Source organism: Vibrio celticus, assembly GCF_024347335.1.
Taxonomy (GTDB): Bacteria; Pseudomonadota; Gammaproteobacteria; order Enterobacterales; family Vibrionaceae; genus Vibrio; species Vibrio celticus.
Genome location: NZ_AP025463.1, coordinates 951,179 through 963,334, shown reverse-complemented (window position 1 = coordinate 963,334; position 12,156 = coordinate 951,179). Strand labels below are relative to the sequence as shown.

The following is a 12,156-nucleotide window of genomic DNA, read 5'->3' as shown; positions in this document are numbered from 1 at the left end:
ATCTTACGCACTAAACCGTAATAATTTTTGAACCTAAGTCTCACATTTAGTTCAAATTATCCGGCAAAAATAGAGGACCAATTGGCTCTCGTGGTAGTTCAAAATGTTCGGGATAATCAACATCCACCAGATACAAACCTTCCGCTTTTGCAGTTGCGCCGGCTACTTTTCGATCTTTAGCTTCTAAAAGCCACTGGATCCACTCTGGTTTCTGCTCACCCTTACCAACGGCAATAAGGCTACCAGTAATATTCCTCACCATGTGGTGAACAAACGCATTCGCTTTAATATCGATCACAATGTAGTGTCCATGGCGAGTCACATTCAAGTGAATCATGTTTCTCCATGGGCTACGGGATTGACAATGTGTTGCCCTGAACGAAGTGAAGTCATTCTCACCAAGTAAGTACTGACCCGCTTCGTGCATTTTTTTCTCATCAAGATGACCATGATAATGGCTCACGCCTGAATTCAAAATGCCTGGGCGAAGTGCATGGTTAAAAATAATGTAGCGATAACGGCGGGCAGTTGCTGAGAAACGAGCATGGAAATCCTCATTCACTTCTGTCGCCCAACGAACCGCAATATCTTTTGGCATGTTGGCATTCGCGCCCATTGTCCATGCCACCATTTTACGATCGACATTAGTTTCAAAGTGAACGACTTGTCCCGTACCGTGAACACCGGCATCTGTACGACCTGCGCACATAACTTCTACAGGGTGATTCGCGACAACTGAAAGAGCCTTTTCCAATTCTTCTTGGACACTTTTCACGTCTCGTTGGCGCTGCCAACCAAAGTAGTGGGTACCGTTATATTCAATACCTAAAGCAATTTTCATGTTCTTGTTCTCTTTGAAAATGGGCGAGAAGTATATACGGAAATCAGTGCTAGCCCAAATAGGATGGGGCTAAAACTTCAATAAACAATCAGCATCGACCGAGACGATACTTTTAAGAAACCAAATAATACAATAGCGCTCTGTATCGCCTTAAAACAAAGGGTAGCCAACGCTACCCTTTATGATTTTTAATTTATCGACCGTTTAACGAATCGATCAGGTTTTTTGCCTCTCGACGAATATCATCGCTACCGTCAACGATTGCCTCTTCTAGAAGCTTAATTGCACCTTGCGAGTCACTCATCTCGATGTAAATTTTAGCCAAATCAAGCTTACCTGCAGCCTCTGCATTGCTATCAACATCATAGTTGCCAATGTCGCCGATAACGTCTGGGAATTCATTTAGGCCAACATCCAGTTTAAGCTCTTCATCATCTGGATTAATGACCTCTTCACCTTCTTGCTCGACTTGAGCCATCAGTTCATCAATGGTCATGTACTGCTTATCACGACTGTTGCCTGATTCGGTTAGGTTGTCTTGTTGAGCCCAATTCTCTTCTTTGATCTTCGGTTCAGCTTGCTGTTCAGCCGACGCCCAAATCTCTTGTTGGTCATCAGGCACATCATTATGCATGCTCGATTGTTGCTCTGGCGCTAGGTTAAAACCTTTCCAGTCTTCGCCGCCAACCTCTAGCATGGCATCAATATCTAGCCCTGCACTATCAATCGATGTTGCATCCAATGGCTTATCGAACATGTTGTCGACAGAGTCTTGAACATCTTCAGAAAGCAACTCAGCTAATGCTGTCTCATCAAAGTCATCAAAGCCTTCTAGTGGCTCGTCTTGAACCGCTGCAGGCGTTGAGTTTGGCTCTGAAGCCGCGCTCAGTGATTGTTCTGGCTGTGAAAAGCCAGCCGGTTCAGAGTCTTCTGCGTTCGAGAAATCATCAGCCTGACTGTAGCTCTGCGGATTTGAGAACAGATCATGCAACGCATCTTGCTCTTCGCCTTGTGGGCTGAAAGAGGTCAGTGGTGTCGGTTTCTCTGCAAACGCATCGGAGATCGCTTCATCTTCACCGTATTCAGGCAAATCAAACTCATCAAACTCTACGCCTTGGTCTTCCGCTACCGGCTCAGCATTGCTTTGCTCAATATCATCTAAAACAGAGTCCGCTTTTGCGCTTTCTTCATCGTACTCAGGAAGATCAAGGTCATCGAACTCGAACTTCTCGGTGTCAGGCGCTAAGTCTTGCTCTAGCTGCGCTTCATCTGGTTCACTCACCACTTCAGCTAACGCGTCTTCTTCACCAAACTCTGGGAGTTCGAAGTCATCAAACGAGAACTCTTCTTCGCTTTCTGGTTTCGCAGTTTCAGCCTGTAGTGCAGCCTCTAGCTGAGGCTCAGCGGTTGGTTGCGATTCAACACTTGGTTGAGAGTCGATATCAGGCGTTGCTGCCTCTGATGTTGATTCAGCATCAGCTTCCGCCAGTGCGTCTTCTTCGCCAAACTCAGGTAACTCGAAGTCGTCAAACGAGAATTCTTCTTCGCTTTCTTGTCCTAGAACTTCAGCTTGTTCTGCTACTTCCGCTTGTGGTGTAGCTTCAACTTGCGGTTCAGCATCTAACTGAGGTTCAGCGACTGGTGTCACTAGCTCTGGTGTTACGTCAGTTTCCGCTAATACTTCTGGTTCAGACGCCTCGTCTTCAATCAGCCAATCGTCGTCTTGTGGTACGCCGAATTCATTTGGAATGATCTCTGGCATATTTGCAGCTCGAACTGGCTCTGGCTCTCGCTCTCGCTCTCGCTCTGGCTCTGGCTCTGGCTCTGGCAAGGATTCAACGACATCTTCAAATTCATCGCTACCTTGAATTTTAGGCTCAAAGTCGAAATCAGAGTCGATGTTCGCTGGAGACTCTACATCGTCGATCGCTTCAGCCAACCAATCTTCAACCGTCTCTTCATCATCTTCAGAGATATCATTTAAAGAGGATGGTGAAGCTTGATCTTCAAAGCTAGCAGCGATGTCTTCACGCTGCTCTTGGACGTCGGCTTCTTTCGGCTCTGGTTCTTGTTGTGCGGTTTCTTCTTGAACTCGCTCTTCAAAATCTGGTTTGTCAAAATCAGAATTCTCAGATAACAGCGAGTCGATATACAGTTCATCATCTTCAACCGATGATGCGCTTTCTTCCGATGATACTTCGTTGCTGTTTGAAAAATGCGCTTGCTCTGATTCAACCGTATTTTCAAGAGATGGTTCAGCAGGCTCTTCTGTCGCTGGCAGCGAATCGTTGTCATCAGAAGTCATTAACTCATCAATCAACGCTTCGTCTGTCGTTTCTAGCGAGTCATCAAGTAAAGCATCCGTTGCCGGTGCGACACCGAACAAATCATCGATAAAGTCATCACGATTAAAGTCTTCATCATTTTCTGGCTTAACGTCAGCACTTTCTTGGATCAGTTCCGAATCTAACGATTCATCACTAACGGCTTCAGATTGTGGTGTTTCACTAATATCCGACGCTTGCTCAGGCTCAACTTCAGATTTTTCTGAGGTTAACGGAGTAAGGTCAACGTCTGAGCCCATTTCAGGTTCATCGTTGCCGTTAGCAAAACCAAAGGCTACGTCTAGCTCTTTATCAAACGCCTTCTCTTCAGATTCAAGCTCGTCTTCAATGCCACTTGTCAGTAAGTCATCAAAAGGGTCTAAAGATTCCGCTTTTGGGGCATCTGCTTCGTCTGCTGACAGCCCATCATCTGACAATTCACTATCAAGGAAGTCATCCAATAAGTCGGTACTGTCGGCATCAAGTTCGAAATCATCATCGTCAGAATCACCTATCAATTCATCTAAGGTTTCCGTGCTGTCTTCTGCGATGTTTAGGTCATCATCGGTCGATAAACCAGAAAGCTCTTCAAGTTCAGATAATGAATCAAAACCTAAAGGCTCACTTTCAGACTCATCACCCGATTCGTCTTCCAACATTTCATCAAGAAGGTCGGTCGAGTGACTTAGATCAACGTCATCCCCAGCCAATTGCACATCAAGCAGGTCAACGCTGTCTTGAGGTTCTTCATCTACGATTGGCTTATCGAACCGAGACAAAATGTTTTCGATATCATCATCAGACGCTAAACCACTGTTTAGGTTAGTGGCAATCTCATCGTCGTTATCGAGGTTGAAAGGGTCATTCGCTTGATCGTTCTGAGCGGCAACCTGGGCAAAGATGTCATCAATATCGTCATTTGCTGGCGGTGACGCAGGCTCAGAGCTCTGTTGTTCAGAGATTAGAGCATCAATATCAAAATCGTCATTGCTCAAATCAGCAGGCTTGGTATCGCTTTGTTGCTCTGAGATAAGTGCATCAATGTCAAAATCATCGCTTGCTGGTGCTTCAGTGTTAGACGGCGAATTACTTTGCTCTTCCGAAATCAACGCATCAATATCAAAGCTGTCATCATCTTCGTCATCAAGAGCAAACAGATCATCTAATAAAGATTGGTCTAGCTCGTTAGAGCCTAAGTCCTCAGTTTCACCCTCTTGAGATAACAAGGCTTCAATGTCATCAGCAGACATTGCGTTATCATCAGAAAGGTCAAAATCGACTTCATCTGTATCAAGTGCGCTTTCCGCGGTTTTATCGAGCGCGCGCTCCATCTCTTCAAGACCAAGAGCCTTCTCTTCGCCATTAACACTAATGCCGTTACTGCTGTCTAAATCAAGATCATCGAAGTTGGTGTCTAAATCACCGTTTTCGCCAATGCTGGCAAACGGGTCATCGTCTTCACCATCTAGATTGAAATCGAGATCAGATTCATCTAAGCCGGCAAAGACATCGTCTTCTTCAGCTAGCGCTTGATCGTCAAACAACTTGTTGGCGTCATCTTCCGTACCGAACAAATCATCGTCTAACGACAGCTCGTTAAGGTCATCCATCTCGTCGCCCAATGCAATAGGCGCGACGACGCTTGGTTCTGGCTGAATCGGTTGCTCTTGAGTAGTTTGCTGTTGCTCATCATTTTTAGAACGACGGCCTAACAACATCACAATGATCAAACCAAGTAGCAGACCTGGAATAATCGCAAGAGCCGCCACTAACCAACCATTCGATAACAATTCGTCCATGGCACTTGGTGCCATCTTTTCAATTTCGGCGTTCTTTCTGCGCTCTTCATCAAGCAGCTTTTCCACTTCGCTACGAATGCGGTCTTCATCACTGAGCTCAGTTTTTAGTTCATCAACTTCCGATTGAACATTCGACAACATCAAACGAAGTTGGTGGTTTTTCTCTTCAAGTGACAAGAGTTCAGTTTCTGAAAGCTCTAGCTGCTTCTCTAACTTGTTCATCTCTTGGGTTGGAGCGGATTGTTCTAGAGAAGACTGAGTTAGAGACAATGGTTTTTTTGCAGTTTCAGCAGAGCTTACTTGCTTGGCAGGAGTAGTATTTTTTGCATCAGAACTCGAGGTTTTTGGTTTTGAAGCGACAGGCTTGCTCGCAGGAGCATCAAGCTTAGCAAGATGTGAGTTCATGATGTTGATAGCTTGCTGCGTCGAACTTGCACGTGTTTGCTCTAAAGAAGGCACACGTAAATTGCTGGCAGGCAGCAGACTATGGATATTCTGGTTTTCAAACGCTTGTGGGTTTAAGCGATAAATAGCCAACAGGGTTTGTTGGACTGAAACGGAGTTATCAGGGCGTAACTTTGAAGCAATAGACCACAATGTCTCTGAGCCGCGAGTTGGACCATAGAAACGTGAAGGCTCAGCGCTATTCGATTGCGCTCTTTGAAGAGGTTCTGAAAACGTAGGCGCTGATTGTATCTGACCATTAGGCCCTACAACTCGAATGGAATCTGCACGAACAACGGAAATCTGAGTCGCAATGATAAAGGCAAAAGGCATTAACCACGGCTTGAAAATTTGAAACATAAAAGGCTCAGCTAGGTGCTTAAATTCGGAAAAGTGATGATCTATTAAATATATCGGATAAATGACGTAAAACTATAGAGATGAAAACAAAAAATGTGTTGCAGCAACAATATTCGCAGCAATTTCACACAATTTGACTAACAATATTTTTAATCGATTAAAAAAGCCCCACTAAAGAGTGAGGCTTGTTTATCAAAGCAATAAAGCTTAGAAGTAATCGCGAATCAGAACTTCAGCGATTTGAACTGCGTTTGTTGCCGCACCTTTACGAACGTTATCAGCTACAACCCACATGTTCACGCCGCTGTGATGGCTGATGTCGTTACGAATACGACCAACCATTACGTGGTCTTTACCACCTGCATCACGAACTTGAGTTGGGAAGTCTAGCGCTTGGAAAACTTCAACACCTTCCGTGTTCTCTAGAAGCTGAACCACTTGCTCTGCACCGATTGGTGCGCGAGTTTCAATGTGTAGAGATTCTGCGTGACCGTAGAATACTGGTACGCGAACACAAGTCGGGTTCACTGTGATTGAAGAGTCAGCAAAGATTTTTTGAGTTTCCCAAACCATCTTCATCTCTTCACGCGTGTAGCCGTTCTCTGTAAATTCATCGATTTGAGGAATACAGTTGAACGCGATCTGCTGTGAGAACGCTGAATTTTCAGCTGGCATACCATTAAGAAGCTTAGCCGTTTGACCCGCTAGCTCATCGATACCAGGCTTACCTGCACCAGACACAGATTGGTAAGTTGAAACGTTAATACGCTCAAGGCCCACTTCATCGTGAATTGGTTTCAGAGCGACTACCATTTGGATAGTCGAGCAGTTAGGGTTCGCGATGATGTTACGGTTACGGAACTCAGCAATTGCTTCAGGGTTCACCTCAGGCACAACCAGAGGAACATCGTATTCGTAACGGAAACGTGATGTATTATCGATAACAACAACACCTTCATCAGCTGCAATTGGAGCCCAACGCTCCGAAAGCTCGCTACCTGCAGAGAAAAACGCAATATGTACTTGAGACCAATCGAAGTCTTCTACGTTTTGTACTTGTATTGTTTTGCCGTTAAAACGGGAAGTTTTGCCTTCACTACGTTCACTTGCTAGTAAGTGCATTTCACCGACAGGGAATTTACGCTCTTTAAGTACTTCAAGAATGGTTTCACCAACCGCACCAGTCGCACCTAAAATAGCAATATTAAATTCTTGGCTCATTGTTTCTCTCTTTTATAAAGTTGGCTTTACCATAAAACCGAGTTTAGATAACGGCGTTAAATTACAAGATTCGTCGCCCGTTAACTCGACTGCACTGTACTCTCTGCGGTCCCAATATTCTTTACGCATCTTGTCAAAAGAACCCGGCGTAGCGATATTGCGACGGAATAAGGCGTCGTCTTTGCGCACATCATAGATCAACTGAGTCAAATTGTGCAGTGTTGCTTCATCCCAAGCTCTATCTAATTTCATTTGAGGTACAGGCGCTGTCGGCAATAAGTCGCTTGCATACGCACGCTGTTCAGTACCTAAAAACTCACAATAACTGTTGAAGATCATCGTGGTACCACGCGCTTTACCCTCTAAACCGTAGCCCGCTACGTGAGGAGTTGCAAAAGCGAGTAACGGAAGAAGCTCAAAGTCGACTTCAGGTTCAAACTCAAACACATCAAGAACTGCGGTAAAACCATCGGCTTTTTGCAGGCGAGCTTTTAACGCTTGGTTATCAACAACTGGGCCACGAGCCGCATTAATCAGAATTTGGTCAGCACGTAAATTGTTCAGTACTTGCTCATTGATCAAATGATGCGTTGGGAACTCACCTGTCTTAGTGATTGGCGTATGCAGAGTGATGACGTCTGACTGCTCAAGCAGAGTATCTAGCTCAGTAAATTCGCGAGTATCACCCTCTTGCTGTTTTAGAGGATCGTTCAGCACAACTTTAATACCAATACCCTCAAGGCATTTCGCTAAGTAACTGCCCACTTGACCACAGCCGATAATACCAACCGTTTTATCAAAAACAGAGAAGCCTTGCTGCTGCGCAAGAACCATCATCGCACTGAACGCGTACTCAGCAACACCCACCTTGTTACAGCCAGGAGCCGCAGTAAAGAAAATGCCACGCTCTTTCATCAATTCTTGGTCAACGTGATCCATACCAGCCGTCGCAGTCCCGACAAACTTCAGCTTGTTGGCTTTGCTGATCAATGACTCGTTCACCTTGGTGACAGAGCGAATCATCAAAGCGTCTACGTCAACTAGGTCGTCAGCCGTTAATGTGCGACCAGACTTCATTGTCACTTCCCCTAGCTGGCTAAAAAGCGCTTCAGCATAAGGCATATTTTCGTCGATTAAGATTTTCATTTGGCGAGTACTTTTGTTGGGGTCTATCGACCTAAATGTGAATTGAAATGATTGTGCAAAATTCCACACACGGTGTCGAGTAGCAATTGGAATACATTATAAATAAAGGGTTGAATCGCCTAGTCTGCACAAGCAAAAGCAGTAATAAGAACGACTACCTGAAATTAGAAAACTAAAGTCAGAAGACTAAAACGAAAAATGCCCGATTGAATAAACAATCGGGCAAACATCCAGAACAAAAGGATCCTATCTCGCTCTCCAGGAGACAGAGTCTTGCGTCTGTTCAACCAGTACTAACTAAGTCACTACTGATCAAGCTCTGGAAACCTTTCAATCTCTAAACCCAGATTTAAAAACTATGTTTAAAAAACACGTTTACAAACCTACGTCTAAAAACTTTGTTCTGATGGTCATTATTACTGGGTGACCTGTGCGTGTTGAATCTACACTCGCGTAACCCGTTAACGATTAACCTTTGTATATCTGACTCAAGCCTAAATTAAGCTTGGTACTTTTTGATTACTAGCGTTGCGTTCGTACCGCCGAAACCAAAGCTGTTAGACATAACCGTTGTTAGCTCTTGCTCACGAGCTTCAGTTACAATATCTAGGCCAGCAGCAGCTTCGTCTAGGTTAGAAACGTTAATGCTTGGAGCAATAAAGCCATTGTCTAGCATTAGCGTTGAGTAAATTGCTTCGTGTACACCAGCAGCACCTAGAGCGTGACCTGTCATCGCTTTAGTTGCAGAAATTGCTGGGCTGTTGCCACCAAATACTTCTTGGATAGCACCTAGCTCTTTCACGTCGCCAACTGGAGTTGAAGTACCGTGAGTGTTCACGTAGTCAACGCCATCAACGTTTTGCATTGCCATCTTCATACAACGAACCGCACCTTCACCAGAAGGAGCAACCATGTCGTAGCCATCTGAAGTTGCGCCGTAGCCTACGATTTCACCGTAAATTTTCGCGCCACGAGCAACAGCGTGCTCAAGTTCTTCGATAACTAGCATGCCGCCGCCACCAGAGATAACGAAACCGTCACGGTCTGCATCGTAAGTACGAGAAGCCAGTTCTGGCGTGTCGTTGTACTTAGTAGAAAGTGCGCCCATTGCGTCGAACATCATAGTCAGAGACCAATCAAGTTCTTCACCGCCACCAGCGAATACAACGTCTTGCTTACCAAGTTGGATAAGCTCCATTGCGTGACCAATACAGTGTGCAGATGTCGCACATGCAGAGCTCATAGAGTAGTTCACACCACGGATTTTGAAAGGAGTTGCTAGACAAGCAGAAACCGTAGAAGCCATTGTACGTGGCACCATGTATGGACCAACGCGCTTCACGCCTTTCTCACGGATGATGTCTACCGCGTTTACTTGGTTTAGAGATGAAGCACCACCTGAACCCGCAACGATACCCGTGCGGTCATTAGATACTTGATCTTCAGTTAAACCAGAATCAGCAATTGCTTGCTCCATTGAAAGATAAGCGAATGCCGCTGCATCACCCATAAAGCGCATTTTTTTGCGGTCGATATGGTCAGCAGGGTTCATTTTTAGGTTACCCCATACTTGAGAGCGCAAGCCATTTTCCTTGAACTGCTCTGAAGCGGTAATACCAGATTTACCCTCTTTCAGTGATGCTAAAACTTCTTCGACGTTGTTACCGATACTTGAAACAATACCCATACCGGTGATTACGACTCGTTTCATGTGACATTCCTATAATTCTAAATTCAGCTAGATGATAACTAAGAAGCCTAACAAAAGTGGTCAGCTTTCCTAGAAATTCGTACAATCCCTACCAACATATCGCTTCAAATCACAAAATGATAGATTTTATGACTTCAATTACTAATGCAGAACTGGAATGGAATGAGTCTGGCACGCCAGTTTCAGACCAATTTGACGACGTTTACTTCTCCAATGTTAACGGTTTAGAAGAAACTCGCTACGTCTTTTTAAAGCAAAACCACCTTCCAGAGCGTTGGCTTGAACATGAACAACGCCGTTTTGTGATCGCTGAAACCGGCTTTGGTACTGGTTTGAACTTTCTTGCAGTCTGGCAATGGTTCGATGCTTTTATTAAAGATAACCCACAAGCGATGACCAAAGAGTTACATTTCATCAGTTTTGAAAAATATCCTTTAAATAAAGAGGATCTCATCAAAGCGCATCAAGCGTGGCCAGAATTGGCAGAGTATGCGATGCAACTCCAACAACACTACCCTATAGCCCTGCCTGAATGTCACCGTATTGTGCTGGGTGATGGCGCGATCACGCTTGATTTATGGTTTGGTGATATTAAAGATTGTATGCCAAATGTGCCTACACCAAAGCAAGGTTTGGTAGATGCATGGTTCCTAGATGGATTCGCCCCAAGCAAAAACCCAGAGATGTGGAACCAAAACCTATTCAATGGCATGGCAAAGCTGGCCAAGCAAGATTGTAGCTGTGCCACTTTTACCGCGGCTGGCTTTGTGCGTCGCGGTTTGATTGAAGCTGGCTTTGAGATGAAGAAGGTTAAAGGCTTTGGTACTAAGCGCGAAATGATTGCCGGCCGACTTGGCGAGAAGCATGCTCACACCAACATCACACCTTGGTATGGCCTCGCTCAACACAAAGAATCACAGGACATTGCGATTATTGGTGGTGGCGTAGCCAGTGCTGCATTAGCCAAAACGCTAAGTCGTCGTGGTAAAAACATCACCCTTTATTGTGAACACCTACAAGCTGCGGGCAATGCCTCTGGTAACAATCAAGGTGCGATTTATCCATTGTTAAGCGAAGCCACCTCGAACGTGTCTCGCGTGTTTGGACCAGGCTTACTGTTTGCTCGCCAGTTCATTAATCAGGCGGCGCAATCTATTCAGTTTGACCACAGTTGGTGTGGCGTGAACATTTTGATGTGGGACGAAGGCTCCACTAAAAAGCTCAACCGCATGTTGGAAGGCAATTTCCATACAGATTTGATTCAGCGTTTATCGCCAGAACAAGCGAATGAAAAGATTGGCCTACCGGTCGATAAAGAGAGTGTTTACTTCCCACTGGGTGGTTGGTTGAGCCCTCTGCAACTGACACAAGGCCTGATCGGGAAGTTAGAAGAGACCCACCAAGTTAGCACTCACTATCAACATCAAGTGACTCAACTAGAGTGGCTCGAAACTGAACAACAATGGTTGCTCATCATTGAGACACCACAAGGTGAGATTCAAACCAAGCATGACCAAGTGGTGGTTGCGAACGGCCACAAGTTCACTCAGTTTGAGCAGACTCAGCCAGTACCACTGACACCGGTTAAAGGTCAAGTGAGCCACATTCCGACCACGGATAACCTCAGTAAACTAAAAACCGTGTTGTGCTTTGATGGTTACTTAACACCACAAAACCCAAACAATGGACACCATTGTATTGGCGCAAACTACGACAAAACCAACATCGACCAAGAGTTTGATATTGAGGTTCAGCAACATAATGGCGAGCGTCTGCATGGGTCACTGCCAGACCAAGCATGGACAAAAGATGTCGATACCAGTAGCAACCTAGCGCGCCAAGGTATCCGTAGCGTGAGCCGTGACCACTTGCCATTTGTTGGCAATGTGGGCGATTTCGAAGCCATTAAAGATCAGTACCAAGATCTACACAACTTTAACCCACAGCGTGACTCGGTTGATGATGTTGAAACGGTGACAAGCTTCCCTAACCTATACTGTTTTATCGGATTAGGCTCACGTGGCTTGAGCTCTGCGCCATTATTGGCTGAAGTGTTAGCATCACAAATTTGTGGCGATCCGCTTCCCTTACCTGTCGATGTGCTTGAAGCGATTCACCCAAGCAGAATGTGGGTACGCAGGCTGCGTAAAGGTAAAGCATTAACCGCTGGCTGGGTTGCAGATAAGCACTCAAAAACAAATCAGTAGTTTCTAGTTCAACTATTCTGAATATCTAAATATTGGAAATACCTGAAACTAAAAGCTAAAAAGCCCGAGCGACATTATGTCCCTCGGGCTTTTTGTTGTTCGT

Annotated in this window: 6 protein-coding genes and 1 pseudogene; 2 read left to right on the top strand and 5 right to left on the bottom strand. The window is 45.1% G+C overall.

The features are described from left to right. Positions 1 to 46 precede the first annotated feature (46 nt). From truA to OCV19_RS04555, 4 genes are all read right to left on the bottom strand, one after another. Positions 47 to 841 (bottom strand): tRNA pseudouridine(38-40) synthase TruA, encoded by a 795-nt coding sequence (truA, locus tag OCV19_RS04570; RefSeq protein WP_004734161.1) that lies wholly within the window; start codon positions 839 to 841, stop codon positions 47 to 49. A 193-nt stretch (positions 842 to 1,034) separates the two neighbouring features. Continuing rightward, on the bottom strand, positions 1,035 to 5,768 hold the full coding sequence (locus OCV19_RS04565; RefSeq protein WP_065675638.1) for a FimV/HubP family polar landmark protein: 4,734 nt from the start codon (positions 5,766 to 5,768) through the stop codon (positions 1,035 to 1,037). Between the two features lie 207 nt (positions 5,769 to 5,975). Then, the gene (locus OCV19_RS04560; protein WP_017062350.1) at positions 5,976 to 6,989 is read right to left on the bottom strand and encodes an aspartate-semialdehyde dehydrogenase; all 1,014 of its coding nucleotides are present in this window, start codon (positions 6,987 to 6,989) and stop codon (positions 5,976 to 5,978) included. A 12-nt stretch (positions 6,990 to 7,001) separates the two neighbouring features. Next, entirely contained in the window at positions 7,002 to 8,135 is a 1,134-nt protein-coding gene (locus OCV19_RS04555) for a 4-phosphoerythronate dehydrogenase (protein WP_065675637.1), read from the bottom strand. 86 nt (positions 8,136 to 8,221) lie between these two features. On the opposite strand from OCV19_RS04555, the pseudogene OCV19_RS24875 reads away from it, so the two are divergent. Further along, positions 8,222 to 8,562 (top strand): annotated as a pseudogene (locus tag OCV19_RS24875) (hypothetical protein). Positions 8,563 to 8,634: 72 nt separating this feature from the next. Here OCV19_RS24875 and fabB read toward each other — a convergent pair. Further along, complete coding sequence (gene fabB / locus OCV19_RS04550) at positions 8,635 to 9,846, bottom strand: beta-ketoacyl-ACP synthase I (protein ID WP_048660829.1); 1,212 nt, start codon at positions 9,844 to 9,846, stop codon at positions 8,635 to 8,637. A gap of 56 nt (positions 9,847 to 9,902) precedes the next feature. On the opposite strand from fabB, the gene mnmC reads away from it, so the two are divergent. Beyond that, positions 9,903 to 12,053, top strand: a complete 2,151-nt coding sequence (mnmC, locus tag OCV19_RS04545; protein WP_083994268.1) for a bifunctional tRNA (5-methylaminomethyl-2-thiouridine)(34)-methyltransferase MnmD/FAD-dependent 5-carboxymethylaminomethyl-2-thiouridine(34) oxidoreductase MnmC — start codon at positions 9,903 to 9,905, stop codon at positions 12,051 to 12,053. Positions 12,054 to 12,156 lie beyond the last annotated feature (103 nt).

Coding starts and splice junctions, on each gene's coding strand:
- truA (WP_004734161.1), bottom strand. CDS start 841: ATGAAAATTGCTTTAGGTATTGAATATAACGGTACCCACTACTTTGGT.
- OCV19_RS04565 (WP_065675638.1), bottom strand. CDS start 5,768: ATGTTTCAAATTTTCAAGCCGTGGTTAATGCCTTTTGCCTTTATCATT.
- OCV19_RS04560 (WP_017062350.1), bottom strand. CDS start 6,989: ATGAGCCAAGAATTTAATATTGCTATTTTAGGTGCGACTGGTGCGGTT.
- OCV19_RS04555 (WP_065675637.1), bottom strand. CDS start 8,135: ATGAAAATCTTAATCGACGAAAATATGCCTTATGCTGAAGCGCTTTTT.
- fabB (WP_048660829.1), bottom strand. CDS start 9,846: ATGAAACGAGTCGTAATCACCGGTATGGGTATTGTTTCAAGTATCGGT.